We start from the raw sequence: 24,727 nt of genomic DNA, 5'->3' as shown, positions 1-24,727 counted from the left end.
TCCGCCCCCTTTTTCTACGCCGCACTCACCGTAGAAGTCGCTTCAAATTGCACCTCAACCCCGGGCTCAAGCAGCGCCGGATTAGGCCGATTCAAGTCCCACATCTCCACATCTGTATGTCCCAAGAGCTGCCAGCCACCGGGCGAATCGATGGGATATACACCTGCGAATTGGCCCGCAAGTCCGACGGAGCCCTTGGGAACTCGAGTGCGCGGCGTCGTAAGGCGGGGAATATCAAGCGGCTCTGGCCACCCCTGACCGCTCCCGCGCACCATGTAATAAAAGCCCGGCGCGAATCCACCGAACGCGGCCGTCCAAGGGCGTTCGCAGTGCCAATCGATTAACGCTTGAGGGCTCATCCCAAGGCTTTGTGCCAAGGACTCAAGGTCCGCGCCGTCATAGTGAACGGGAATCGTCATTGTTTTTCGCTTGTCGACGGTCTGCCTCTGCGCATTGTTGCCCCGCAGCGCGGTTTCTACTGCGCCGAGGTAACGACGAGCCGGTCCGCGAAAGCGAAGAAGGAGCGTTTGGGCTGCAGGTACCCTGTCAACGAGTCCCTCAATCTCAGCCGCAGCAGAGTGTGCACGAAGTACCTTCGCCAACGGATTGGCCGATGATGAATAGTCGATAAGCAGCGCATTTGTTCCCATAGGGCGAATCTCGGCCATGGCGGTGCTGATCCTTTCTTTCTTGCGGGGTTGAAAAACTGCGGTTGATAAGACCGGTGTGCGAGTCCGCGCTATACGTGGGCAGCGACGGTGACTCCGGCGTCGACGAGCCCTTGGCGAATCATACGGGAGAGTTCGACCGCACCAGGGGTGTCTCCGTGCAAACAAATAGAGTCAGCCTGCACGGTCAACGGTGAACCGTCGTAGGCGACGATTGGTTCCCCGCTAGCCATTGCAATGACGCGTTTGACGACGGCATCGGGTTCTACAATGACCGACCCCTCGAGTACTCGGGACACCAGAGTTCCATCGGAGTTGTAAGCGCGATCTGCAAAAGCTTCCCTAATCACAGGGAGGTCCGCGTCGAGGCTGAGCCGTTCGATGACCGACCCCGGCTGCGCCATAATGGCAAGCTCATCTCCGCAGGTGGAGCGAGCGAGCAGGAGCGCCTCCACCACTGCAGCGGCCTGATTTTCATCCACTGCGATGCGGTTGTAGAGGGCACCGTGGGGCTTGACGTAGGAAACTTCGGTACCCACCGCCCGTGCACATGCCGAAAGTGCACCAATCTGGTAGACGGTTTCGGCTCGCAATTCTCGATGTGAGTAATCCATGCGTCGTCGTCCGAATCCGGCGAGATCGCGGTAGGCGACGTGCGCGCCGATGCGAATTCCGCGCACGGCAGCTGCCTCACAGGTCTCCATCATGACGCTAGCGTCACCCGCGTGATACCCGCAGGCAATATTGGCACTGGTCGCAATGTTCAGCAGAGCGATATCATCACCCATCTTCCACGAGCCGAACGCTTCCCCAAGGTCAGAGTTGAGATCGATAGTGGCGCCCATAAACGTCACCGCTCCTTCCAAGTAATAATGCTGGTCTTTGTACCGTTGTTATGTTGGTTCTCATCTGAGCTGTGCGAGAAACCGGGGGGGGGATTAGCCGAGCATTTCAAACACACCGCCGAATGAGCGCCACGCCAAGAACCAGGCGACTGCGACACCCAAGATTCCGATAGCCGCCAACCACTTCGGGTACTTGTAACCATTCATGAGATCCGCACGGAACAGCGCGATGTAAATCAGCACAGTAACGCCAATTGGAAGAACCAAACCATTGAAGGCTCCGGCGAAAACCAACAGCGTCGCTGGAGCCGTACCGATGACACCGAAGAGCAGCGTGGAGATTGCAATTAGGACAATGGTGATCGTGTTTTGAGTCTTGGCTCCAGCACCCGAGGAACGAGTCAGAAATGTTGCTGAGGTGTAGCTGGCACCCACAATCGACGAGATTCCCGCAGCCCACAGGACAACGCCAAAGAAGCGCATACCCCAATCTCCTGCCGCAGCTTGGAATGCCTCTGCAGCGGGGTTTCCATCCGTATTGAGGACCACGCCACCCGCAACCACTCCCAAGACAGCTAGGAAAAGGAGGAAACGCATGATGGCTGTGACGATGATGCTCGTAACAGATGAGCGAGTGGTCTGTGCGAGGTTCTCTACACCGCCGGCGCCAGCATCAAGCATGCGGTGAGCGCCAGCGTAAGTAATGTACCCGCCAACAGTGCCACCGACGAGCGTGATGATTGCCAACAAGTCAATCGTGTCGGGCATGACCGTGTTCTTCAGTGCTTCCCCTACTGGCGGGTTAGAACTGAACGCCACAATTCCAGTGACCAGAATCATCACGACACCGAGCACAACGAGTGCCTTGTCCAGCGCCATACCCGCCCGACGGGAGAGGAAGAAGCCAATGGCGAGGATTGCAGTAACAATGCCGCCAATCTTTGCGTCCACGCCCAACATCGCGTTCGCACCAAGTCCAGCACCGCCGACGTTGCCAATATTGAAGACCACACCACCGATGACAATGAGAATTGACATTAACCAGCCCAGCCCCGGAAGCACGGCGTTGCCGAGCTCCTGCGCGCGGCGTCCAGAGACAGCAATCACTCGCCACACGTTGAGCTGAATCGCGATATCAAGAAGCACCGAGATCACAATGGCAAAGGCGAAAGCCGCGCCAAGCTTGGCCGTAAAGGTTGCGGTCTGGGTGAGGAAGCCCGGCCCGATAGCACTGGTCGCCATCAGGAATACGGCGCCGAGGAGTGCCGTTCGCCGCGCCTTATGGGCAGATGTTGAAGCGTCCATAGCGTAAGGCCTTTCCCTACAAGTCTGACGATTCCCACGTTGAAGGATTCCCACGTTGAAGATCGCCTGCACAGAGATTGTTGAACAATGTCTCGTATGTTAATTGGTGATGGCCGCCACACAAAAGTGCTTTAGTAGTCTGTATTACATGACTACCCCCGGAAGCATCCTCGACGATCAGCCCCACACGTCCTCTGGGGAAAAACAACAAGACGTTTCAGTAGCGGATGTCACCGCAACTGTCCTGCGCCGAGAGATTCTCGCCGGAAAGCACTACAGTGGCGAGCAGCTCCGTGAAACCCAACTTGCTGCGCGACTGCAGGTCAGTCGCAACACCATCCGACAGGTCTACCGCAAGCTGGAATCTGAGGGGCTACTTACTCACATCCCTCATCACGGCGTGTTTATCGCTTCCTTCGACAAACAACGCATCCGCGAACTGTATGCCTTTCGCCATGTCGTCGAATGCGGAACACTGCGATCGCTAAGCAAGAGCCAGGCAAAGCTCCTCGGCGAAGAGATTCTTTCTATTTGTGGTTCACAGTCATCATTGAACCTTCCCGAACGGAATAATGCCTTTCACCTCGCCATCGTCAGAGCTTCCGGGTCCCCCGACCTGTTAGCCACCGCCGAATCAATTCAGGCCCAACTCCGTCTTTGCTTCCTCTCCTACCCCCAAAGCATCGAACTCCATGCCCGATACGCCGATCGCCACATCAGTATCGCCAAAGTTCTCATCGAGGACACCCCAAACCACGCCGCCGACCTCCTCAGCGCCTACCTCAATGAGTCGTTCAGTGCCGTCACCGCTGCCCTCCCGCTTGCCGACCGTTGATAATTAGCTGCTAGGACTAAAGTGATGGACATGGCAGCAAATTCAGGCAACGCATACGCAATGACCATTCCGGAGTTCGGCCCCGCTGACATTTTCACCAGGACACTTATCGATCATGCTCAGCCCGGTCCCGGCGAAATCCTGGTCAAAACCACAGCCATCGGCGCGAATCCGCTGGATTACAAGATGCGCGATGGCTCTTCCGGTCTGTGCGCAAAGTTCACCCCTCCCGCCGTCCTCGGACGCGAAGCCGCTGGCGAAGTCGTTGCCGTCGGCGAAGGTGTGGACAACTTCCACCCCGGCGACCGAGTCTTCGGCATGCGCGGCTTCGATGACTTCCGCGGCACCTACGCAACGCACAACGTCTTCCCCGCCGACGGTGTGGTTCGAACACCCGATTCGCTTGACGACGTAACCGCTGCGGGCCTTGCCCTAGTGGGAATCACGGCGACCGTGGCTGTCGATCAGCTAGCGAAGGTAAAAAGCGGTGACACCGTACTCATTCATGGTGCCGGCGGCGGCGTTGGCCAGCTGATGACGCAGCTGGCAGTTGCCCGTGGCGCAACTGTGTTGGCCAGTGCGTCGTCACGCCATCATGAAAAACTAGTGGGCTTTGGCGCGCAGCATCTTGATTACACAGCGGAAGATGTATTCGAGGTTGTGCGTCGACGGTTCCCCGAGGGCGTAGATGTTGTGCTCGATGGCGTGTACTTCGACACCTTCCTGCCCTCGCTGGATGTGTTGCCATCGGATGGTCGGATCGTGGCGCTACCTTCACTGGCCGATCTGGCACCGGCGAAGGAACGTGGCATTGAGGCGCACATTCCGGCTATTTCGAATGACACGACTATTTACGCCGACCTGGCCGACCGCGTGGTTGCCGGTGAGATTTCACTTCCTATCGGACTGACTAAGAATCTCACCGAGGTCGCGGAGGTCCACCGAGTATTGGAAGACGGGCACGCTGACGGCAAGATTGTGATGACCGTCGAGTAAACCAGGTGCGTTACTACAGCTCGCGACGAGCGTTCTGATACGTCTTCGTCAGCGAGCACCACAGCGCGTCGGCATCAGAGATGGCTTCCACCAGCTCCCGGTTGGTCATAGTTTCACGCTGCTCGCGCAGTCGGTTGTTTAGCTTCCGAGCACGAGAGAGCTCACCGCGTAGCTCGATGAGCTCCGGCGTAGCCTCACCGGAGGCAAATACATCTTTGTAGATGGTGCCGACACCCATTGTGGTGTTCACGTTGTCCCAGGCAGAGAGGATTGCGGTGAGCTGGTACTCGGTGTCCATGGCAATCTGTTGCAGCTCAGCGCGATTACGCTCGGCGAGCTCGTGCGCCTCAGCGCTGCGGCGCACACCGACCCACGCCTGGTATGCAATGAGAATCGCAAGCACCAAGCCCGCAACTGGCAATGCATATTGCAGAATCCACAGCGTGACACCGAAGAGCTGAACAATCAGGCCGAAGAAGAAAAATACGACAATGACCGTCGCGCACCCGTTGTCGGAGCCTGAGCGTTTACTCATCGCGGCGTCACCTCCGCCGCAGCATTCAAAATCGCATCGGCCCCCAGGTGGCTGGCGTAGCCAAGTCCAATGGCTGCTGCCAGAAGGAGTATTGCCAGCAGCGTATAGACGATTGCCTCTTTGACAGTGCTAGTAACCGCAATGCGCTGCTCTTCGTAGTCAACCAGGGCACGCATGTCTTTGGTCGAGGCATTCAATCGACGTTCGAGGTCAACCATGTGTTCCTGCTGCTCGGCGCGTGAGATAGCGATGGCATTCAACGGCACATCAACACTCTCGACACTGGCATATGCCTGCCGACGAGCACTCTTCACGCTGTCGAACGACACTGACGGTGCGGGTGGCACTTTCGTCGGCCCAGTGAGATTCCGCGACACCTTATAGTAAGAGCGCGCTGCGGCTCTCGTCAGTTGGTTGTTGGAGTCGCCTTGATTGCCCATAGTGCCGAGTCTGCCACATGAATTTTCTTTGGCTCGTTATCGCCCACCTCATCGATGATGGCGAAGACATGCATACCTGCATATGGTGCGGCTTCGGCTCGGAGCACGGTCCCCGGGCCTACCCCTGATGTAGCCAAATAGCGCAGCAATTCAGGATCGGAGTCGTTAATACGATCGACTACCACCATCGCGCCAGCTTCGATATCCGTCAGGTCAGTGCGCACTGCGCTGGCGATGGTACCGCTGGCGCTGGGAATTGGATCGCCATGCGGATCGCGCTCAGGGAATCCCAGCATTGCATCAATGCGACTAATGAAATCATCCGAGACCGCATGCTCAAGCTTTTCAGCTTCCTCGTGAACCTCATCCCAGGTGTATCCCAGAGTCGAGACCAAGAAGCTTTCAATAAGCCGGTGGCGACGCACCATGATCAGCGCAATATCCCGCCCACGGTCCGACAGGCTAATGCCCCGGTACGGCTCGTGGTTGACAAGTCCACGTGCAGCTAGCTTCTTCACAGCTTCGCTGGCGGTGGGCTTCTTTTCACCCATCCGCTCAGCGACGTCGCCTAGTGCCACTTTTTCACCGGTGCGCTCGTGCAAATCCCAAATGACCTTGAGGTAGTCCTGGGTCTTTGCTGGTAAATCCTCCACGTGCATTCTTTAAACTCTAGCGTTATTGCGTGTTGCCGCAATCTTGAGGGGGACATAGAAACAACCGGCGCACACGCCAATACAGCCACCAACTGACAAGTTCGCCGCCACCGCAATGAATAGCCCCACCAGGCCAATCGCGATACCCATCAATGGTGCTAACACGAATAGCAAACGGGTATCGTTCACTACCCCAACCAGCGCAGCTGCCGGGGCAGCCAACAGCGCGATGGATAAAATCGTGCCGACAGCCGGAATCAGCGCCACCAGAGTCAACACAATCAGCCCGCTGATGACCAACTGTGCTCTTCTCCTCGAATGCGCGACCCCGAAAGACTCCGGATCGAATGTGAAGTAAATCAGCTGGCGCCACCGAGCCACCAGCACCAACGCCACCAGCAGCAAGAGGCCACCGGACAGCACAATATCAATCTTGTTCACGTTAAGTACGCTGCCGACCAGGAAGCTTTCTACCTTCACCGGCAACGGGGCGAACCACTTGTTCAGGAAGTAGCCCAGTGCGAACCCAAATGTCAGCACAATTCCTGCCGCCGAGGACGTCGTTCCCACCTTTGACAGACCGAACAGTGCCCCAATCGGAATACACATCAGAAATGCTCCGATAAAGAGGAACACCGAAATCCACGAGTGGCTCAGGCCGAGCGCTGCCGCAATAACAACGCCCACAACCGCGCCGGGAAAAGTCGCATGTGTAATCGCTTCTGCGAAGAACACTTGTTTTCCCAGCACCGCGAGCACCCCAACTACTCCAGCCAGGGCTCCTACCAGTATCAGTTCGATAATGGGCAAAATCAGGATGCTAGACACGGTCTCCTCCCAGCACGACGCGCAGCCCCAGTGCCATGAAATACAGTCCCACCGAGGTCAGCGCGACGACTGCCTGAGGCGACACCGGCCCCAAAGGCACCAGTGCCAAACCAACGATTCCGCTGAGGCAGCCCACTGCAATCGCAATCGGCACCATCACATGAACTCGGCGAGTCAGCAGTCTCGCCGCCGCTCCCGGCACGACCAGATATCCGACTACCAGAAGCACGCCCACAGCGCTTGCCGACGACACCACGACCGCAGCAATCGCCGCGTTAATGGTGAGGTCGATGCCCCACACATTGACGCCTGCGGCTTTGGCACCGAAGCGATCAAAGGCAACAAACACCTGCCGGCGCCAGGTCACTGCGATAAGAACCAAGGCGATGGCACAGACAATCAGGGCGCTGGTGAGACGGGAGTCAGTGACTTCCAGCAGTCGCCCGAACATGAGCGCTTCCAGCTGTCCTGACTGGTCACCTTTCTTCAGCGAGAGAATCACACCGATGGAAAAGAAGCTGGTCAGTACAACTGCCACTCCGGCTTCCGACATGTGCGAGCGCGATACCAAGGTCAGTGCTACTGCCACTACCACCGCAAATGCTGCAGCCACCGGGATAATCATGTCGATGCCGCCGAATACGGCACCGGCCACAATTCCGGGAAAAATCGAATGCACCATGGCCTCGGCATTGAACTCGAGGCCACGCAGGTTCACGATGACACCGACCAGGCCAGAGACCGCCCCGAGGGCAATCAGCAGCACTAGTGGCCTGAACATGAAAGGCGCTACCCCAAGCTCATTCGCAAGCTCAGTCCACATAGGCTGGCACCAACTTCGAGGTCGCACCAAAAGCCGGCTGCTCCGCCACAATTAATGTGTTTTCGCAGGTCTCCTCAGCAAGAACAAGATCATGGGTGGCCGCGATAATTGCCGTGCCATTTTCCTTCAGTTCGTTGAGGAGATTCAGCAGCATCGCCCGATTTTCAGTGTCGAGGCCGTTGAACGGCTCGTCGAGAAGCACGAGTTGCGGACGTGCGACGATGGCACGCGCCAACAGAACGCGTTGCTGCTGACCACCGGAGAGGTTGCCGAAACGTTCACTGGTGCGGTCGGCAAGCCCGACTTTGGCTAGCGCTGCGTGGATGCGTTCTTTGCGGTGTCCAAGCGGTTGGAAGGGGCGCAGTTCGTGCAGCACCCCCATGGCGACGACATCGAACGCCGTGACCGGAAAAGTGCGATCGAGGTCTGCCGACTGCGGGACGTAGGACACAATCTTCGCGTTGTTGTGCATCTCACCAGCGAGAAGACGAGTCCCACCTAGGATTCCGCGCAGCACAGTCGTTTTTCCAGAGCCATTGGCGCCGATGAGTGCAAGCCCGGTACCCGGCGCGACATTGGCGGTGATGTGATTGACGATGGGTACCGCCGTGTAGCCGAATGAGGCATCGCGGAGCGTGACTATGGGGTCAGCAGACATGGGGTTAGCTAAGCGGTTACGACTCACTTGATGCCCTCTGGCAGCGGCGCGACAGTTCCGTCCCATGCCGTCACAACCTGAGTGACGTTGTGGATGATGGAACCGATGTAGGTCTCGCCGGCACTGCCAGCCGGACCAAGGGAGTCGCCGTAGAGTGCGTCCTCACCAACGATGGCCTTGACACCTGCGGCCTTGGCGATCGCCTCAATTGATTTCGAGTTGTTCGAGTTCTCCGCAAACAGCGCGGTTGCACCCGAGTCCTTCACGGTCTTTGCCGCCTCGGCGATATGCGCGGCCGTGGCATCCTGCTGCTCGTTGAAATCAGACAGCGCTGCGCCGATGAAGTTGATATTGAACTCGTGGGAGAAGTATCCAAAGGCATCGTGGCTGGTAAACAGCACAGGGTCCGACACGGTGGCGATGGACTTATTTGCCCACTCATCCAGCTGATTCAGCTTCTCCTGGTAGGCCGCAACGTGGTCGGCGATGGTGGACTTCAGCTCATTGTCGCCACGTTCCTCAGCGACCTGTTCCAGGGCATAGCCGATATTGGCAACCTGGATCTTGGCGTTCTTCGGTGAGGTCCATACATGCGGATCGAAGCGGAATTCCGCCTCCTCACCGGGTTCTTCCGGCGGGAATGGCCATGGGGCGACATCAATCTTTTCCACCCCTCGGTCGATGGTGTAGTTACCATTCTTCGCCTTCTCTGGTGGCAGTGGCTTTGTTTTGTCCGTGTCCTTGGCTGCCTTCATGGCATCTACGTCACCTGCAGTGAGAACGCCACTGGTTACTGCCATCGTTCCGGAAAAGCCCGAGGACTCAATCGCCTGATCCAGGAAGTGCTCCAGGTCAACGCCGTTGACGAACAAGAGATCGGCGTTACCAGTCTTGGTCAGCTGCTCGTGGGTCATTTCCAGCTCATGTGCTGTTGCATTCGGCGCCAACAGGCAGGTCAAATCAACTGCATCGATGTCCAGTTGCTTCACGTAATCACAAATCTGCGTCGTGGAAGCCACGACGTTGATTGGGTTCTCGCCGCTGGCTCCCTCACTGCCATCGCCACACGCTGCAAGGCCGGCGCCCGCTAGCAAGATCGAAAGGCCCGCACACATGGACTTAGCTGATCGCGAAAGTTTTCCGGAAATTGTCATGTTGGTGTCCGCTCTTGATTATTTGTTATTGCTTTACGACGGCTACGCTGACCGGCCGCTTCAGTAAATCGGGTCACCTTAGGGGCGGTTGGGGCGCACTTCGCCGTTCATCTATCACGTGTGAGAGTAAACCTAACGACAGCGATTTTCAACCTATTGAACTTAAGTGTTTTCGGTATGACATTTTTTAAGGATAAACATTGAACAACCCCTATCCACAGGCCGTCACGCCACAGCGCCAACCTTCACGCCACAACATCAGCCATGATGGAGACATGGAAGCGAAGATTTATCACAACCCCCGCTGCTCAAAGTCCCGCCAGGCTCTCGCCGTATTACGCGAAGCCGGCATCGAGCCGGAAATCATCAAGTACCTAGACACTCCTCCAACCAAGGCCGAGCTGCGCTCGCTAATCGAGGCGGCAGGCCTGAACGTCATCGATGCCGTGCGCACCAAGGAAGCAGAGTTCAAGGAACTGGAACTCTCCAAGGACTCCAGCGACGAGGAACTGCTGGACGCAATGGTCACACACCCACGCCTGATTGAGCGCCCGTTTGTCGTCACCAATAAGGGGGTAAGGATGGCTCGCCCCACCGAGGCCATTAATGACATTCTCTAGGCAGTGGCAAGCATTAATTGCTTTTACGCCAACCCCTCTCAAAGACCTCCAAGGCCGGGAGGTTAATGCCCCGTTAATAGAGACTGAAGTCTCTGTAAACTCAACGCTGAAACGATAAAGCTCCCCGCCTGCTGCCCTAACCACCCGCACAGGTCGCATTAGAGGCAACGGCGGCCTTCAGCGAAAGGACTGTCATTATGAGCAGTCAGAGGCTCGGCTGGCTCAGCGCACCCGGCCCAGCAGCTCCCCTCCCCGAGGAAAAAATTGCCCCGACCTACCGAACCTGGCGATTCAACGTGTTCATGGGCATCTTCATCGGCTACGCGGGCTTCTACCTCATCAGAAATAACATCCCCCTGGTGTCCGCCGTACTGGAAAAGCACGACCTACTTGGCGCAGCCGGAATCGGCATCGTAGCCAATGCAGTTCTGTTCTCCTACGGCCTATCCAAATTCTTCATGGCCATGCTCTCCGACAGAGCCAATGCCAGGTACTTCCTCCCGCTTGGCCTAGCACTGTCCGCGGTCGTAAACCTCTTTGTTGCGTTCGTCCCAGCCATCAGCGCCTCTGTTGCAATATTCGCGACAGTCATGTTCATCAATGGTTGGTTCCAAGGCATGGGCTGGCCGCCCTCTGGACGAGTTGTCGTCCACTGGTTCTCGACATCCGAGCGTGGCACTTTGATGTCGATCTGGAACACTGCCCACAATGTCGGCGCCGCCGTCGGCGGTGCTCTGGCAGCCTGGGGCTTGCATTCGTTCGCCACTTCCGACGCCGACTGGACTCCCGCATTCTGGCTACCGGCAATTGTCGCGCTCGTGATTGCCGCCATCGCATTCCTGCTGATTCGAGATAACCCGCAATCCATGGGTCTGCCTCCGGTAGAGGAATACCGGAACGACCCGGACAAGGTCGAAGGAACTAATGACGAGGCACAAGAACCCTGGTTCACAATCGTCAAGAACCATGTTCTTACCAATCCGGTTATCGTCATGCTGGCGCTGGCCAATGTGTTCGTCTACGCACTCCGTTACGGAGTTCTTAACTGGATTCCGATTTACTTGACAAACGAATTGCACAAGACCAACGTCACGGGCGGAATCATCGGATTCATGCTCTACGAGGGCGCAGCAATTGTGGGCACCTTGCTGTGCGGATGGGTCTCCGACAAGGTCTTCAAGGGTTGGCGCTCAGGCGCCGGCATGCTCTTCCTGGTCGGCACCGGCATCACCATTTTCGCGTACTGGCAGCTACCCGCTACGGCACCATTGTGGATGTTCTACGTGCTCATCTCTCTGATCGGCGCACTCATTTACGGTCCAATCATGCTCATCGGACTGCAGGCCATCGACCTCTCGCCTAAGTATGTTGCGGGAACCGCAGCTGGTTTCACTGGATTGTTTGGATACCTTCTCGGCGCAACACTCGCCTCCACTGGTGTCGGTCTCTTGATCGACTTCGCAGGCTGGAATGTCACATTCGCAACCCTCATTGGAGTTGTCGCTATTGCGTTTGTCCTCATGATCTTCGTCGGCAAGTACGAGCGCGAAGTCATGCACAAGGCAGATGAAGCCCGCACCAAGACAGCTCAATAGCCACTCAATAGCCGTCAGTCACGGTGTTGCCAGTCGAATCCCGGATTCGCTCCGTGAGTCCAAAACGGTCGCAACGTCGCCAATTCATCGGTACACTCTATGCCGCAAACGAAAAAACGCGAATAGACATTAAAAATGGAAGGAGTCTTCACCATGGGACTTATGGACAAGGCCAAGGAAGCACTGAGCAACGAAGAGAACACCGACAAGGTTCTGGACAAGGCTGAGCAGCTGGGCAAGGACAAGCTCGGCGAGGACAAGGCCGACCAGATCAAGAAGGTTCGCGACATGGCAGACGAGCGCCTGGGCGACAAGAAGTAAGCTACAGAGCTTCTTCACCCCGCATTAGCACCCTGTTTTCACAAGGGAGCTGGTGCGGGGTTTTGCTGTTCTTAGGGGACCCCACAGCCCCACCGACACGCCTTTATTGACAATTATTTTCAAATTGTCCATCATTAACCAAGTGAAAACTATTGTCGATAGAGCTTCTCTTCCGCGCACTCGAAAACAAAAACTTCGAGCCCGGCTCTTCGGCTTTCTACTTTTCCTGGCCGTCCCCGCCACAATCCTCTTGGCGATCTCCATAGGCCCCGCGGGAACAGGTTTCAGCAACGGCATCGTCGCGCTGCTCACCCCGCTCATCAAGACGCTTTCCGACGACCTCCCGGCTCTCAACCACCTTCTGCCAGAGATATCCCCTGCCACGCAATCACTTGTCTGGAGCATCCGGCTGCCCCGTGTCCTCCTTGCTGGACTGGTCGGTGCCTCGCTCGCTGTCGCAGGTGCAACCATGCAGGCAGTTTTTCGCAATCCGCTGGCCGAACCCGGTGTTACCGGTGTCTCCTCCGGTGCAGCAGTGGTAGCCGTCATTCTCATCGTCACTGGCGTGGCCGCGAAAGCACCGTGGGTTCTTTCGGCTGGCGCATTCATAGGCGCGTTGCTGGCTGTCATATTTGTCCAAATCGTCGCCGGTCTCAATGGCGGCAGTGGAGCAACCCTGTTGCTCGTCGGTATTGCACTCAACGCGTTCCTCGGCGCAGTCATCTCCGCCACCATCGCGAACGCGCCACACAGCGATGACGCTCAACAGGCCATGTTCTGGCTCAACGGCGATTTAACTGCTTCGAATTGGCAGGACATTGCACTGGCAGTCGGCCCCATTACCGTCGGCACGGTTATCTTGATGATGCTCATTCCCGAACTCAACCTGTTCCTCCTCGGCGAAGAACAGGCCGCTGCCACTGGTATGCGCACAGTGTGGATCCGGCAACTGCTGCTCGCCCTGGCTGCGTTAGTCACGGCAGCGGGCGTCGCTGTCACTGGCGTTATTTCCTTTGTCGGATTGGTCGTCCCGCACCTGATTCGCCTTGCCATCGGCCCCGATCACCGCAGCCTGCTGCCCATTTCTATGTGCCTCGGCGCAGTGTTTCTCATTCTCGCCGACCTCGTCGCCCGCAGTCTCTTTTCCCCAGTTGCTCTGCAAACTGGCACAGTCACCGCGTTCCTTGGCGCACCGGCGCTACTCGCGTTGATTCTTCGGCAAGGTGGCCGCCAGTCATGAGTCAGCAGACACAAAACCTCAGCGACCACGTCACTAAGCCAGACGCCGATAGCACCGCGCTGCTGCGGGCTACCGACCTCAGTGTCGGTTACCGCAATCGGACCGTCGTAAGTGGCGTGAACCTCGCTATTCGACCTGGCGAGGTCCACGGCATCATCGGTTCCAATGGCACCGGAAAATCCTCCTTGCTCCGTGCTATGGCGGGCATTGTGACACCGAGTTCGGGGCAGGTTGAGCTCCTCGGTGCGCCGCTGACGAAGCTTCGTGCCCACGAACGCGCCACCCGGTTGGCGTACCTGCCGCAGCACACACCGGCCGATGCCGCTATTGACGTTCGAACTGTCGTGGCACTCGGCAGGTACGCGCACCACCGTCGGCGTGACCGTTTCCGCAGTTCACTGAACTCCACGGACCACGACATCGTCGCCTATGCCCTCGACCGCGTTGGTGTCACCGCACTCGCCGACCGTCCCATCACGGCTCTGTCCGGCGGGCAGCGGCAATTGGTGTTCATCGCAAAGCTATTGGCACAACAGGCCAAGGTCATGCTTTTCGACGAACCCACTGCGGCCTTGGACATCGGGTTTCAGCTGGAAATCCTCGAGCTCCTCGGCGAGCTTGCCGACGAGGGCCACGGTATCGGAGTCGTCCTTCATGACCTCAACCTCGCGGCCCGCAGCTGCCACCGGCTCAGTGTGATTCACAACGGCGGATTGGAAGTCACTGGTTCCGCCGAAGAAGTGCTGACGCCTCCCCGAATAGATGCGATTTATCGCATCTCCAGCGCTGTCGATACCGATCCACATACCGGTTCGGTGCGAGTGACGGCGTTGGCTCGGGCTCGCCCGGCTGACTGATTGCGGCTGGCTGTTTCAGACTATCTGATTCAGACTGTCTGATTCAGACTGTCTGCTTCCAGCTAGCACCAACGCAACCGAAAATTCCCCAACAATCAAAACTCAACACTCAAGGAAGTACTTTCGTGTTTTCACCAACTTCTCCTATCTCGGCCTTGAAGCGAAACTCTAAAAAGACCTTCGCTCTGCCGTTGATTGCAGCACTCCCCCTCGCAGCGGTGGTCGCTTGTTCCACTTCGGAGGAGACGGCGCAGCAGCCGTCGTCAAGCGAAACTTCGACAAACCAGCAGGCGCAGTGGCCGCGTACTGTGCCCGTCGGCGACCACGACGTTACGGTGCAGAGCCAGCCGAAGCGCATCGTTGCACTGTCGACCGAGGTTGCGGATCTGGCGTTGGAACTGGTTGGGCCGGAGCGTGTCGTAGCCGTGACGAAGAATGCGCTCGATGAGAGCTCGGGTAATCAGGTTGAGCTGGCGCGTCAGGTGCCTAACGCGATTGCCAACTCCACGAAGCCGGATCCGGAGCAGATTCTGTCCTATGAGCCGGACATGGTGTTGATGACCAGCCGCCATGATCAGGAGCAGTCGGCAAGTGAGCTGCTGGGTGCCAGCGATGTCCCGACCGCGGCGTTTGCCAGCAGTGATTTCGCCTCGCCGAAGGCGCTGGCGGAGTCGGTGACCAAGCTCGGCAAGTTGCTCGGAGCCGAAGACAAGGCGGCCGAGATGGTTGCCAAGATTGAATCGGAAACCGAAGAGATTCTCTCGGAAATTGATTCCACAACTAAGCCAAAGACGCTGGTCCTGTTTGCCCGCGGTGGTCAGAAGATGATTATGGGCATGCAGTCGGCGACGACGAATCTCGTTGAGCTGGCCGGTGGCGAGCCGATTTCGCCAAAGGGCAAGCGCCCGGGTGCCGTTCCCGCTGATCCGGAAACAATTGTGCAGCTCAATCCGGATGTCATTTTGATCCAGGATTTCCACGGCCAGGGCAAGGCTCCATTCCAGGAATTGCTGGATAATCCGGCGCTTGCCGACGTCGCTGCGGTCAAGAATGATCGAGTGCAACTGATTGATGCGAAGACGACCTCTGGCACCGCCGGAATGCACATGCCCGATGGACTGCGTGAGATCGCTGACGCGCTGGCTAAATAGAAAATAGGTTTTCACGTCGCTATGTGGATTCATGAAGCACTGACTTCCCCACCCCGCCGAATGCACTGGGTTTTGTTATCCAGCTGGGGGCGCAGCTTTTTCTTCGCTCTCAGTGCCGTGTCTCTTGGACACGCGCTCGATGCTCTAAGCAGTTTGTACGGCGGTGTCGCAGACACCAGTGGCGGCAACTGGTTTGGGCAGTGGGGACTTCATGAATCCCTGTCCGCTGCAATTGTGGCGGTCATTCTGGGAAGCCTCTGTGCTTTTGTCACGGAGGCATTGCCACCACGGCTTGCTGGTGAGCAGGAAAAGCTGTGGCGCTCACATGTGGTTGGCAGTGTGCTGAAGCCGGAGTTTTCCGCTCCTGAACAGGCCCCAAAGCAGGCGCATGGAAGAGGGCACGGCTCCGGGAAAGCTGGTCACGCACACCGAAGCGCCTCCAACACTGGCGAGGGCCTACTCTTCGATGCCGCGACCACAAGCGTCGAACAGACCGCGAATTATCGAGCGACATTTCTCGCTCCCACGTTGGCCTCGTTTAGTGCTCCACTGATCATTTTGGCGGTGTGGGCTTTGTGGGTGGATACGAAAACCGCCTTGTGGTTGGCACTATTTTTCATTTCCACGCCGTTGATTATTATTGGTGCGGGAAAGATTCTGCGGAAATCCAATGCGACGTATCGCCGAAAGCAAGCGAAGGCCACGCATGCCTACTTGGAGATGCTCGAAGGGCTGGGAACATTCAAAGTTCTTGGAGCAATTGATCGAGTCATGGCACGTTTTGCCAGACAAACTCGCACTGCGATGTCTGAGCTCACCGCCCTGCTCGCCCGCAATCAGCTGATGATCATTGTCAACGACGCGATTTTTGGCATTGCAATGTCGACTACAGCAATCGGCCTTGTCCTGCTGCGTTTGCAGGCAGATGCAATCAGCGTTGGCACAGCTCTCGCAGGCGTTTTCCTATCCGTTCTGCTCTATGAGCCCGTGAATCGCGTCGGCCGCACTTTCTATATCGGACTCGGCGGTCGCACGCATCGAAATGGAATTGTGGAGGTATTCGGCGAGCCTGCAGCTGAAGCGTCCACAGCCGCAACAGCGCATTCCACCAAGGCCACCGCACCGCAGGCACCGGAAGTTGCTCTCCGCGATCTGAGCGTTGACGTCGGCGAAAAGCGCATTCTCTCCGATATCAACCTGACAATTCCAGCCGGCAGCAGAGTCGGCATCGTTGGCCCCAGCGGTTCCGGAAAGAGCACGCTCCTGCGTGTACTCGCAGGTCTGCAGCCGCATTCCGGGGAAGTCTGCCTTGACGGCGACGCGCTTTCGACCCCGGAGTTGCTCGCCAACTCGCTGCTCATCTCCCAGCAGCCAGCCATTTTCGGCACCACCGTCGCGGATAATCTTCGCATCGCATGCCCGGACGCAACGGCCGTCGATATGCGAAAAGCACTTCGCGACGTGCACTTACTCGCCGAAATCGAACAGCGCCCTGGTGGTCTCGATTCGGAGGTCGGTGATCAGGGCAATTGGCTCTCAGGCGGGCAACGACGCCGCCTGGCCATTGCGCGTGGTCTGCTCGGCGCCGCTCCGATTGTGCTTCTCGACGAGCCGACAGCGGACATCGATCGTCGGACAGAAGGTCTCATCAAGGAGTCCTTGACCCGCCTTACTGAAGGTCGCACGAGCATCATGGTCGCTCACCGAATGGAAGCACTATCGGACGTTGACCTGGTCATTGTCGTCGCTGAAGGCCGGATCGTGGCTGCGGGCAAACCCGACCAACTGAGCACAAGCAATGAGTACTACGCACGGGCACTGACTGAGGAGAGCTGACATGAACAACATCATCTGGTTGCTGCGCTTTTCCGCACAGGCTCGCGGGGCGCTCAGTGCATCTATCCTCGCACGCGTGGCTGGGCACATACTGGGCGCATTGATACTGGCTGTGCCCGCTTGGGCAATTGCCACAATTGCGCTGTCGAGGTGGGACGCAACCGACTCGTCGCAAAGCATGGGCATGCAGTGGACGTGGGCGGTCATTGGCGTGGTTGCAGGGCTGGCGCTGTTGAAAGCGATTCTGCGGTATGTCGAGCAGTACCTCGGGCATCTGGCTGCATTTCGGCTGCTTGGTGAGCTGCGGTTGTGGATCGTCGAGCGTCTTATCCCGCAGGCGCCCGCGGTAACCGATGGGCTGGGTACTGCCAGAATCCACACGATTGCGATTCGTGATGTTGACCGTGTGGAAGTCTTCTTCGCGCACACAATTGCGCCCGCGGTGACGGCCGTACTAATTCCGCTTATGGCGGTCATGACAGCGGCATTGACTGCTGGAGCCCTGCCTGCGATTGCTCTGACGCTGACCTTCGCGGTTGGCTTTGTGATTGCACTCGCGGGCTCTAAGAAGGCGACTGCGGAGGCTTCCGCAACGAACTCCACACGCACGGACATTGCACAGTACATTGCCGATACGCTGCGCCTTCGGGAGGAAATCCTCATCTACGGCGCAGCCGAGCAGCGGCTGCGGGGATTGCGTGAGCTCGATGAACAGCTTGCTCAGAAAATGCGTGCAGGTGGCAAGCGGGCTGGACTGCGCTCTGGCGCGACCGGACTTCGGATTTGGGGTGGCAGCATTGCCGTCTTTTGTGCTGGTATCCCGGCGCTTTCAGCCGACTACCGTATGCTCCCTGCTTTTTTGGTGACGACGTCCCTGGTGGCGGGAACTGCTTCATCAATGGATTCGATCGAGCGCCTGGCATCTTCTCTGCCAGCAGGACTCAATGCAGTCACTCGGATCAGGGAGCTGGCCGCGCAGCCGCCGACTGTGGAAGAGCCGAAGCAGCCGGAGTCGCTGGACCTGCACCACGCGCAGACCGCGAGGGCCAACTCCGGCGACTCAGTCCCTGCCCTCGAACTGAGCGATGTCAGCTACCGCTACCCTGGCGCCGATAACCCTGCACTGACCAAGATCAATCTGCGCATTGCCTCAGGCCAGTTCATCGGTGTGGTCGGCCCAACTGGTTCGGGCAAGTCCACACTCTCCCGGCTAATCCAGCGGCATGTCGATCCGGATGTCGGCGAGGTCATCATCAATGGCCACAATGCCCGTGACCTCGGCTCAACCAATGTCTGCCGAACGGTTGTTGTCGCAGATCAGAATCCCTTTCTCATGGAGGCCACCATCGCTGAGAATCTATGTCTCGGCGCGCCTGATGGCTGCGAGGTTCCCGAATCATTGATGCACTGGGCGCTCGAACTCGCCGCCATCAACCCTGCTGAGATGCCGCTGGACAGGCCCATTGGCCGCCGCGCGCAGCGGCTCAGCGGTGGTCAGCGTCAACGTCTGGCGCTGGCCCGCACCTACTTACGCGCGGTACTAGCCGACGGCACTAAGCCCAATGACCTCGCTGCACACCTCGCCGGAAAGATTGTTATTTTCGACGAAGCCACCAGCCACCAGGATCCACTGACGCAGGCTCGTATCGTAGACAATGCCCGCGCATGTGGAGCGACCTGCATCTTTATTGCGCACCGACTTCAGACACTGGCCGAGGCCGATGACATCCTGGTCATCGAAAACGGCCAGCTCATCGAACGCGGCACGTATGACAACCTCCTGAACGCAGACGGCGCATTTGCTCGACTTGCGCGCGCCGAGGTCTAGGCTCCTTCTAGCTCTCCGCGCAGGTCTTCCGCAGCACCCGGATACTCGCCTAGTGATCCTCGACGAGCTCGCGGAGCCGCGCGAAGATGGCCGCGCCGTCGTGGCGAATACCGTCATGCTGGAACGCATTGGTCACATGTGGTCGCAGGTCGCGGTAGCAGTTGGCTGTCTCCATGGAGTACTCGAACGGCACGAAAATATCGTCGAGGTAAACCGCGGCTGCCGAGGTTGGGGCGTCGGCAAGCAAACGCGCGGAATCATACGGTGAGCTTTCCCAGATATGTTGTGCCAATTCTTCGGCCATTTCCTTGAAAGGAATGAGCGCGGGGTCTTCGTCGAATTGCCAGGGGAAAACGTGCTCACCGGTGAGATAAAACGGCTCGTCTCCTGCAGGATTGGCGTTTTCTTCAAAACCTGGGATTTCCTTGCGAATACGGTGAGCTGCCCAATTAGTTGTGGGCTGGTTTCCGACGCCACCATAAATGGATTCGTGAATCGCGGCATATAACGGGCCATCGGCGAAACTCACGCGGGCCCCTACATCGGCCAGAAAATCGGTGCGCAATTGCTTTTCGCCATTGCGAATGTGGAATGGCTCTTCCAACAAATACGCCAGATTGTGGAATCCATCTCCGCGGCCCAATTCAATTCCGATGGTGCGGAATCGGCGAGAACTCAGTCGCTCACCGGTAGGGAGAGTTTCTGCAGATTGCTCGAGGTGCGCGCAGATTTCTCGAATTCGGTTTTCGGCCCACGGATACTCGCGATAAAAACGCTCGTGACGGGTGCGCAGCTTCGCATACGTCGTGCGATAAAGGTCGTCAGCACCACGGTCCAGAACAGGTAAACCGCCTGTGAGATAAGCGTGCTCCACGGATTCCGGATAGCGGCTGAGATACGAAGTAATACAAAACCCGCCAAAAGACTGGCCATACAGCGACCATTTGGCAATGCCCAAATGCTTTCGCAATGCTTCCGCGTCTTCGACGATGTATTCCTGACGCAATTGTGCAAGCCGCTCAGCCGGAATATCCGCAATATTGGCCGCATCAATTCGATGCGAGCGTCCTGTTCCACGTTGATCCAGCAGGATGACGCGGAATTCCTTCAGCGCCTCACCGATTACTCCGCTGGCACCTATCGGACGCGGTGCCGGAAATCCCGGGCCGCCCTGCAAATAGACAATTGCCGGCGCATCCTCATTTCCTGGCGCATAGATTTCCCTGGCGAAAAGCTCAAATGTCGCGGCATTCGCAGCTTCGGTAAAAGGATCCCAGGGCACCTCAACGGTGTGTTCCTTAATAATGTGCCCAAAATGCCTGCTTGCAGTACTCGTCGATGCCATGTCTCTACCGCTCCTCTAATCCCGCTGCTCGTATTTCTTCATCAGCTTTGCGACGAGTAAATCGGTCGCCTCATCGTCCGCAAGAATTTGATCCAACATCTCCCGGTATTCCCGCTGCCGCAGTGCCGTATCTTCTCCGTAGTCATCATAGGAATCACCGGATAGGTCCACACCGAAATCGGATTCGTCGCTGTCATCCTGCACTGTCTCCTGCTGTGCCGTCGGCATGTGCAGATCCGCTGGAAAGTCCGCATTGAACTCCTCCAGGAATTCCTCCGCGCTGGCCTCGGCGTCGGAACGAGACACTCCCCTATCAACCTCAGCCTGAATGCGACGCTGCAGCGCCTTTTCCATCTGACGGTGACGCCAGCTGCGGAGGCGTGCGGGCTCGAAACGTCGACCAACCTCGCGACTCTTGCCCTCTGCTCGACGTGCGAGGACCGCAATCTGCGCCGCGGTATCGTTCAGTGGCGCCCACTCCGAGTGTGCCGACACTCGCCAATTACCCCAGTACCCCAGCAGCGAAAGCAGGATGCTGACGATAGGACCAATGACCATAGATACGGCCATAAATCCCCAATGGTGGCCTCCGATGACAATGACCGCACAAGCCACGGCGGGGATGACCGTGGGCTGGTTGCCGCCGAAAACAGCGGGTACCCGCCCGGTCACAATGTCACGGATCATGGAACCACCAGTGGCAGTGAAAACGCCCATCATGATGCACGGCAGAATAGGCAAGCCATAAGTGACACCTTTGACCGTGCCTGTGGCAGCCCAGAGCCCCGAGACCACAGCGTCACCGTGGACCTGAACGTATTCCCAGGTCTTTCCCTTGAAATAGAAGAATCGCGCGATCAGCGCACCGGTGAACGCCAGAATTAGATACTCCGGCTGGCTCATTGCGGCGACGGTGCCTTGGTTAATCAGAACATCGCGAATCATGCCGCCGCCCAGTGCGGAGAACAGCGCAATGAAGAAGAACCCGATGATGTCGTAGCCTCGTTGCCGGGCGATGGTGCCACCGATGATGCCCATGAGCAGGACACCACTGACATCGGACCACCGGTACATCGACTCGATGAGCGGATCTACTTCTGCGACGTTCATGATGTTCAAGCTTAGACGCTGCTATTTTTCAAGCATCAACGAAAGGTCGGGATACCCATGGAAAACGCTGACGCCTTTGCTTCGGCACGCCCTAGCGACAGGCTCATGCGCGGCATCGCAACTGCTTCCCGCGCGCACGATGGGCACTACCGAAAGGGCTCTGGCGTTCCCTATATCAGCCATCCGATGGCGGTGATGTTGATTGCGGCGAGCGTGACTAATGACGAAGACGTGCTGTTGGCAGCCCTCTTCCACGACATTTTGGAAGACGTGCCGGAGAACTACTCACGTGCCGAGATGGAAGATGAGTTCGGGCCTCGCGTGGTTGAGATCGTCGAGGGCGTCACCAAAGACTCTTCCCTGCCCTCGTGGCAGGAGCGTGCCGATGCCTACCTGGAGCAGCTTTCTCATGGCAGCGAGGAATCTGTCATCGTGGCCGCTGCGGATAAGTTCCACAATCTCAGCCAGACTCTGGAGGATTTAGACCGCGATGGCCACGCTCTGTGGGAACGCTTTCGTTCAACTCCGAGCCAGCAACTGTGGTGGTACACAAGCGTCCGCAACGTGATTGCCGAACGACTGCCCGACTTGCCTTTGCTAGCGGACCTGGGCGTTCTTATTGAGCGCCTCGATTCCTGGGTACAAGAGGCGTAACCTGCGAGTCAACAATTAAACCGACAATTAATCCAGGAATACACGACAGGAGAATAATAGTGACTTCGGTTAATGCTTCGTCCACAGCCGAACTGCCCACCACCACTCAGCAATGGGTTTTAGCGTCTCGTCCGTCCGGCCTGCCAACTGACGAGAATTTCCGCCTCGAGACCGTCGATTTGCCTGAGCTTAACGACGGCGACATTTTGGTAGCCAACTCGGTCGCTACCGTTGATCCCTATATGCGCGGCCGCATGAACGACACCAAGTCGTACATCCCACCATTCCAGCTCGACCAGCCAATGACTGGCGGTGCTGTAGGCACCGTCCTTGCGTCCAAGTCGGATAAGTTCCAGGTTGGCGACGCTGTCCGCCACTCTTACGGCTGGCAGACCAACGCTGTTATTGCCGATTCCGAAGCAACTCCGGTTGACCTCAACGTTGCTCCAGCTGCTGCCTACCTGGGCATCCTTGGTCTTACTGGCCTTACTGCTTACGTTGGTCTGAGTGCCGTCGGAGAGATGAAGGAAGGCGACGTCGTCTTTATCTCTGGCGCTGCTGGCGCAGTTGGCTCGGCTGCTGGTCAGTTCGCCAAGCAGATGGGCGCTTCCCGCGTCATTGGCTCCGCCGGCTCGGACGAGAAGGTTAAGCGCCTGCTCGAACTCGGCTTTGATGCCGCTTTTAACTACAACGACGGCCCGGTTGCAGAGCAGCTAGCAAAGGCGGCACCAGAGGGCATTGACTTCTACTTCGACAACGTTGGTGGAGACCACCTGGAGGCAGCCATCGGCGCGATGCGCACCTTTGGCCGTGTCGCTATGTGTGGCGCAATCTCCCAGTACAACAACACCGGAGCTCCGACCGGACCACGCAACCTAGCTCTGGCCATTGGCAAGTGCATTACGTTGCGCGGCTTCGTATTGGGCAAGTACCTGCACCTGGCAGGTGAATTCCAGGAGCGAATGGCTCCGCTGGTCGTCAGCGGTAAGGTCGCTTACGATGTCACCACTCGCCACGGTATCGAGAACATGCCAGCTGCATTCCTCGAGCTGTTTAGCGGAGGCAACACCGGCAAGATGGTCGTAGAGTTCTAACGAACTAAAGACCTGCCTTGCGCGGAACCGAGACTTCCTTCAGCCTGCTGGACATCGCGACACCAACCAATCCCATCAGCGCCAGGAAGATCAAAGCTGCCGCGGGACCGAAGCTAGCGATAACACCTGACAACGCACCGACGATGAGCAGGACAACGCCCATGATGGTGTTGGCCGCTCCGACGTACTCGGTGCGCTTGTCTCCTTCTGCCATGTCAACGACATAGGTCGACCGAGCCACGCGAACACCGGCGTGGACGACCGACATTGCGAAGAAGCCGAGTGGGAAAATCCAGGCATTGGTGCTGGTGGAAAGCCAGTGTGAACTGGCGACCAGCAGGAAAAGCACAATCGAACCGACCAGCGAAGAGTAGGTCAGGACCTTCTTCGAGGATTTATCAGACCAGATTCCGGCGACTTTTCCGCCAATGAGCGACGCGAACCCGGCGGCGAGCATGAAGATGCCGACGTTTGCGCTCACTCCCCCGCCACTACCGTCAGAGGCTTCCAGGTCAGCACCCACCTGTGCACTTAGCGTGACGATGAACGACGTGGATAGTGCTGTGACCAGCAACAAGCTACGGACAATCACGAAGTCACGGAAGTTCTTATCCTCCGCAAATAGCCGCCAGGTGTCCTGCCACCAGGTTTTATTCGGCTCGTCCTTGTCATCTTCATTGGTGGGCTCGACAATTCCGCGGAAGATCAAAACCGCTGCCACCCACGACAGCGCCGCAACAAAGATGAGCCCCGCCACGATTGGTTTGGTGACGTTGTCGCGGATGATCCACAACACCGCACCAACGATAATTGCGGCGACACCGCCCAACATCGCAGCTCGGCCGCTGATCTGCCCGCGCTGCCCCTTCGGAATCGTGCGTCCCTGAACATCCTTCGAGGCCATCGAGCACAGGGCTCGTGCCGTCGCAAAGCCTGCAAGTGCAATGATGACAGCGACGCCGAGCGCGGTGCCTTCCAGGAACAATGCCGCCAGACCAATCAGCACCGCCGCGATGGCTTGCCCCAAAGCACCAGCGATCCAGACGGTTGTGCGGCGCGGGCGAGACTTTACCCACGGTGTCAGCGCTGCCTGCGGAAGCATCGAACCAGACTCACGCACCGGCACAAGCATGGCGATGAAGAAGCCCGGCGCTCCAGCCGAATGAAGTAACCATGGCAACAGCGTCTTTGCCGCAACGATTTGATCGCCGATATTCTGCAAACCGTGCGCCCAAACGTAGCGCTTGGCGTTGGCGCTGGCGTGTTTTTGCACCGACTCTGGGTTCTCCCCTGCGGGTTTGGCAGCTTCCGAGCTATCAGTCATACCTTTTACGCT

General features: G+C 57.7%; 25 protein-coding genes. 12 read left to right on the top strand and 13 right to left on the bottom strand.

The window, feature by feature from the left end; all coding sequences use genetic code 11:
* Positions 1 to 14: 14 nt before the first annotated feature.
* From HMPREF2920_RS09640 to HMPREF2920_RS09630, 3 genes are all read right to left on the bottom strand, one after another.
* Entirely contained in the window at positions 15 to 668 is a 654-nt protein-coding gene (locus HMPREF2920_RS09640) for a 5-oxoprolinase subunit B family protein (protein ID WP_049172678.1), read from the bottom strand.
* A gap of 71 nt (positions 669 to 739) precedes the next feature.
* The gene (locus HMPREF2920_RS09635) at positions 740 to 1,513 is read right to left on the bottom strand and encodes a LamB/YcsF family protein (RefSeq protein ID WP_049193632.1); all 774 of its coding nucleotides are present in this window, start codon (positions 1,511 to 1,513) and stop codon (positions 740 to 742) included.
* 93 nt (positions 1,514 to 1,606) lie between these two features.
* Positions 1,607 to 2,818, bottom strand: a complete 1,212-nt coding sequence (locus tag HMPREF2920_RS09630) for an NRAMP family divalent metal transporter (protein ID WP_049193630.1) — start codon at positions 2,816 to 2,818, stop codon at positions 1,607 to 1,609.
* Between the two features lie 148 nt (positions 2,819 to 2,966).
* Between HMPREF2920_RS09630 and HMPREF2920_RS09625 the strand changes: the two genes are divergently transcribed.
* Entirely contained in the window at positions 2,967 to 3,653 is a 687-nt protein-coding gene (locus HMPREF2920_RS09625; RefSeq protein ID WP_049189356.1) for a GntR family transcriptional regulator, read from the top strand.
* Positions 3,654 to 3,683: 30 nt separating this feature from the next.
* On the top strand, positions 3,684 to 4,649 hold the full coding sequence (locus HMPREF2920_RS09620; RefSeq protein ID WP_224784254.1) for an NADP-dependent oxidoreductase: 966 nt from the start codon (positions 3,684 to 3,686) through the stop codon (positions 4,647 to 4,649).
* Between the two features lie 13 nt (positions 4,650 to 4,662).
* On the opposite strand, the gene HMPREF2920_RS09615 is transcribed toward HMPREF2920_RS09620, so the two are convergent.
* The 7 genes from HMPREF2920_RS09615 to HMPREF2920_RS09585 form a co-directional block, all read right to left on the bottom strand.
* Positions 4,663 to 5,184 (bottom strand): phage holin family protein, encoded by a 522-nt coding sequence (locus HMPREF2920_RS09615; protein WP_070601653.1) that lies wholly within the window; start codon positions 5,182 to 5,184, stop codon positions 4,663 to 4,665.
* Entirely contained in the window at positions 5,181 to 5,513 is a 333-nt protein-coding gene (locus HMPREF2920_RS09610; protein ID WP_049193624.1) for a hypothetical protein, read from the bottom strand. The genes HMPREF2920_RS09615 and HMPREF2920_RS09610 overlap by 4 nt, the downstream gene beginning before the upstream one ends.
* Positions 5,514 to 5,590: 77 nt before the next feature.
* Entirely contained in the window at positions 5,591 to 6,283 is a 693-nt protein-coding gene (locus HMPREF2920_RS09605; RefSeq protein ID WP_049172669.1) for a metal-dependent transcriptional regulator, read from the bottom strand.
* 3 nt (positions 6,284 to 6,286) lie between these two features.
* Complete coding sequence (locus HMPREF2920_RS09600) at positions 6,287 to 7,105, bottom strand: metal ABC transporter permease (protein WP_016422354.1); 819 nt, start codon at positions 7,103 to 7,105, stop codon at positions 6,287 to 6,289.
* Positions 7,098 to 7,928, bottom strand: coding sequence for a metal ABC transporter permease (locus HMPREF2920_RS09595; RefSeq protein ID WP_016422353.1), 831 nt, complete (start codon positions 7,926 to 7,928; stop codon positions 7,098 to 7,100). Before HMPREF2920_RS09595 ends, HMPREF2920_RS09600 begins: the two co-directional genes overlap by 8 nt.
* The gene (locus HMPREF2920_RS09590) at positions 7,918 to 8,586 is read right to left on the bottom strand and encodes a metal ABC transporter ATP-binding protein (protein ID WP_042388536.1); all 669 of its coding nucleotides are present in this window, start codon (positions 8,584 to 8,586) and stop codon (positions 7,918 to 7,920) included. Before HMPREF2920_RS09590 ends, HMPREF2920_RS09595 begins: the two co-directional genes overlap by 11 nt.
* Before the next feature lie 23 nt (positions 8,587 to 8,609).
* Positions 8,610 to 9,740 carry a metal ABC transporter substrate-binding protein gene (locus HMPREF2920_RS09585; protein ID WP_016422351.1) on the bottom strand — a complete coding sequence of 377 codons (1,131 nt, stop codon included), beginning with the start codon at positions 9,738 to 9,740 and terminating at the stop codon, positions 8,610 to 8,612.
* Positions 9,741 to 10,015: 275 nt separating this feature from the next.
* Between HMPREF2920_RS09585 and arsC the strand changes: the two genes are divergently transcribed.
* The 8 genes from arsC to HMPREF2920_RS09545 all read left to right on the top strand — a co-directional run bounded on the left by arsC (position 10,016) and on the right by HMPREF2920_RS09545 (position 19,188).
* Positions 10,016 to 10,360 carry an arsenate reductase (glutaredoxin) gene (gene arsC, locus HMPREF2920_RS09580; protein ID WP_070601651.1) on the top strand — a complete coding sequence of 115 codons (345 nt, stop codon included), beginning with the start codon at positions 10,016 to 10,018 and terminating at the stop codon, positions 10,358 to 10,360.
* 197 nt (positions 10,361 to 10,557) lie between these two features.
* Complete coding sequence (locus HMPREF2920_RS09575; protein WP_070601649.1) at positions 10,558 to 11,955, top strand: MFS transporter; 1,398 nt, start codon at positions 10,558 to 10,560, stop codon at positions 11,953 to 11,955.
* Between the two features lie 153 nt (positions 11,956 to 12,108).
* Positions 12,109 to 12,276 carry an antitoxin gene (locus tag HMPREF2920_RS09570; protein ID WP_016422348.1) on the top strand — a complete coding sequence of 56 codons (168 nt, stop codon included), beginning with the start codon at positions 12,109 to 12,111 and terminating at the stop codon, positions 12,274 to 12,276.
* 250 nt (positions 12,277 to 12,526) lie between these two features.
* On the top strand, positions 12,527 to 13,516 hold the full coding sequence (locus HMPREF2920_RS09565) for a FecCD family ABC transporter permease (RefSeq protein ID WP_231367182.1): 990 nt from the start codon (positions 12,527 to 12,529) through the stop codon (positions 13,514 to 13,516).
* Positions 13,513 to 14,373 carry an ABC transporter ATP-binding protein gene (locus tag HMPREF2920_RS09560; protein WP_016422346.1) on the top strand — a complete coding sequence of 287 codons (861 nt, stop codon included), beginning with the start codon at positions 13,513 to 13,515 and terminating at the stop codon, positions 14,371 to 14,373. The genes HMPREF2920_RS09565 and HMPREF2920_RS09560 overlap by 4 nt, the downstream gene beginning before the upstream one ends.
* A gap of 125 nt (positions 14,374 to 14,498) precedes the next feature.
* Complete coding sequence (locus tag HMPREF2920_RS09555) at positions 14,499 to 15,524, top strand: ABC transporter substrate-binding protein (protein WP_016422345.1); 1,026 nt, start codon at positions 14,499 to 14,501, stop codon at positions 15,522 to 15,524.
* Positions 15,525 to 15,641: 117 nt separating this feature from the next.
* Positions 15,642 to 17,360, top strand: a complete 1,719-nt coding sequence (locus tag HMPREF2920_RS09550; RefSeq protein WP_246816342.1) for an ATP-binding cassette domain-containing protein — start codon at positions 15,642 to 15,644, stop codon at positions 17,358 to 17,360.
* Between the two features lies 1 nt (position 17,361).
* Positions 17,362 to 19,188 carry an amino acid ABC transporter ATP-binding/permease protein gene (locus HMPREF2920_RS09545; RefSeq protein WP_070601644.1) on the top strand — a complete coding sequence of 609 codons (1,827 nt, stop codon included), beginning with the start codon at positions 17,362 to 17,364 and terminating at the stop codon, positions 19,186 to 19,188.
* Positions 19,189 to 19,237: 49 nt separating this feature from the next.
* On the opposite strand, the gene HMPREF2920_RS09540 is transcribed toward HMPREF2920_RS09545, so the two are convergent.
* The gene (locus tag HMPREF2920_RS09540) at positions 19,238 to 20,533 is read right to left on the bottom strand and encodes an alpha/beta fold hydrolase (protein ID WP_070601642.1); all 1,296 of its coding nucleotides are present in this window, start codon (positions 20,531 to 20,533) and stop codon (positions 19,238 to 19,240) included.
* A 15-nt stretch (positions 20,534 to 20,548) separates the two neighbouring features.
* Positions 20,549 to 21,643 carry a trimeric intracellular cation channel family protein gene (locus tag HMPREF2920_RS09535; RefSeq protein WP_049189315.1) on the bottom strand — a complete coding sequence of 365 codons (1,095 nt, stop codon included), beginning with the start codon at positions 21,641 to 21,643 and terminating at the stop codon, positions 20,549 to 20,551.
* Positions 21,644 to 21,700: 57 nt separating this feature from the next.
* Here HMPREF2920_RS09535 and HMPREF2920_RS09530 point away from each other — a divergent pair, with 57 nt between their 5' ends.
* Together HMPREF2920_RS09530 and HMPREF2920_RS09525 are read left to right on the top strand one after the other, a co-directional pair.
* Positions 21,701 to 22,297, top strand: coding sequence for an HD domain-containing protein (locus tag HMPREF2920_RS09530; protein ID WP_070601639.1), 597 nt, complete (start codon positions 21,701 to 21,703; stop codon positions 22,295 to 22,297).
* Between the two features lie 59 nt (positions 22,298 to 22,356).
* The gene (locus tag HMPREF2920_RS09525) at positions 22,357 to 23,391 is read left to right on the top strand and encodes an NADP-dependent oxidoreductase (protein ID WP_187400067.1); all 1,035 of its coding nucleotides are present in this window, start codon (positions 22,357 to 22,359) and stop codon (positions 23,389 to 23,391) included.
* A gap of 4 nt (positions 23,392 to 23,395) precedes the next feature.
* Here the strand turns inward: HMPREF2920_RS09525 and HMPREF2920_RS09520 are convergent, their stop codons facing one another.
* Positions 23,396 to 24,715 carry an MFS transporter gene (locus HMPREF2920_RS09520; protein ID WP_246816340.1) on the bottom strand — a complete coding sequence of 440 codons (1,320 nt, stop codon included), beginning with the start codon at positions 24,713 to 24,715 and terminating at the stop codon, positions 23,396 to 23,398.
* Positions 24,716 to 24,727: the final 12 nt, after the last annotated feature.

The organism is Corynebacterium sp. HMSC075F02 (genome assembly GCF_001838335.1).
In the GTDB taxonomy this organism is placed as follows: Bacteria; Actinomycetota; Actinomycetes; order Mycobacteriales; family Mycobacteriaceae; genus Corynebacterium; species Corynebacterium jeikeium_D.
The sequence above is the reverse complement of the archived record's forward strand: the minus strand, read 5'-3'. Positions and strand labels throughout refer to the sequence as shown.

What these genes read in the sequence shown, in the direction of transcription:
- HMPREF2920_RS09630 (WP_049193630.1), bottom strand. Translation starts at nt 2,818, where the DNA reads ATGGACGCTTCAACATCTGCCCATAAGGCGCGGCGAACGGCACTCCTC.
- HMPREF2920_RS09560 (WP_016422346.1), top strand. Translation starts at nt 13,513, where the DNA reads ATGAGTCAGCAGACACAAAACCTCAGCGACCACGTCACTAAGCCAGAC.
- HMPREF2920_RS09585 (WP_016422351.1), bottom strand. Translation starts at nt 9,740, where the DNA reads ATGACAATTTCCGGAAAACTTTCGCGATCAGCTAAGTCCATGTGTGCG.
- HMPREF2920_RS09575 (WP_070601649.1), top strand. Translation starts at nt 10,558, where the DNA reads ATGAGCAGTCAGAGGCTCGGCTGGCTCAGCGCACCCGGCCCAGCAGCT.
- HMPREF2920_RS09595 (WP_016422353.1), bottom strand. Translation starts at nt 7,928, where the DNA reads ATGTGGACTGAGCTTGCGAATGAGCTTGGGGTAGCGCCTTTCATGTTC.
- HMPREF2920_RS09570 (WP_016422348.1), top strand. Translation starts at nt 12,109, where the DNA reads ATGGGACTTATGGACAAGGCCAAGGAAGCACTGAGCAACGAAGAGAAC.
- HMPREF2920_RS09615 (WP_070601653.1), bottom strand. Translation starts at nt 5,184, where the DNA reads ATGAGTAAACGCTCAGGCTCCGACAACGGGTGCGCGACGGTCATTGTC.
- HMPREF2920_RS09620 (WP_224784254.1), top strand. Translation starts at nt 3,684, where the DNA reads ATGGCAGCAAATTCAGGCAACGCATACGCAATGACCATTCCGGAGTTC.
- HMPREF2920_RS09625 (WP_049189356.1), top strand. Translation starts at nt 2,967, where the DNA reads ATGACTACCCCCGGAAGCATCCTCGACGATCAGCCCCACACGTCCTCT.
- HMPREF2920_RS09640 (WP_049172678.1), bottom strand. Translation starts at nt 668, where the DNA reads ATGGCCGAGATTCGCCCTATGGGAACAAATGCGCTGCTTATCGACTAT.
- HMPREF2920_RS09530 (WP_070601639.1), top strand. Translation starts at nt 21,701, where the DNA reads ATGGAAAACGCTGACGCCTTTGCTTCGGCACGCCCTAGCGACAGGCTC.
- HMPREF2920_RS09520 (WP_246816340.1), bottom strand. Translation starts at nt 24,715, where the DNA reads ATGACTGATAGCTCGGAAGCTGCCAAACCCGCAGGGGAGAACCCAGAG.
- arsC (WP_070601651.1), top strand. Translation starts at nt 10,016, where the DNA reads ATGGAAGCGAAGATTTATCACAACCCCCGCTGCTCAAAGTCCCGCCAG.
- HMPREF2920_RS09540 (WP_070601642.1), bottom strand. Translation starts at nt 20,533, where the DNA reads ATGGCATCGACGAGTACTGCAAGCAGGCATTTTGGGCACATTATTAAG.
- HMPREF2920_RS09605 (WP_049172669.1), bottom strand. Translation starts at nt 6,283, where the DNA reads ATGCACGTGGAGGATTTACCAGCAAAGACCCAGGACTACCTCAAGGTC.
- HMPREF2920_RS09545 (WP_070601644.1), top strand. Translation starts at nt 17,362, where the DNA reads ATGAACAACATCATCTGGTTGCTGCGCTTTTCCGCACAGGCTCGCGGG.
- HMPREF2920_RS09635 (WP_049193632.1), bottom strand. Translation starts at nt 1,513, where the DNA reads ATGGGCGCCACTATCGATCTCAACTCTGACCTTGGGGAAGCGTTCGGC.
- HMPREF2920_RS09535 (WP_049189315.1), bottom strand. Translation starts at nt 21,643, where the DNA reads ATGAACGTCGCAGAAGTAGATCCGCTCATCGAGTCGATGTACCGGTGG.
- HMPREF2920_RS09590 (WP_042388536.1), bottom strand. Translation starts at nt 8,586, where the DNA reads ATGTCTGCTGACCCCATAGTCACGCTCCGCGATGCCTCATTCGGCTAC.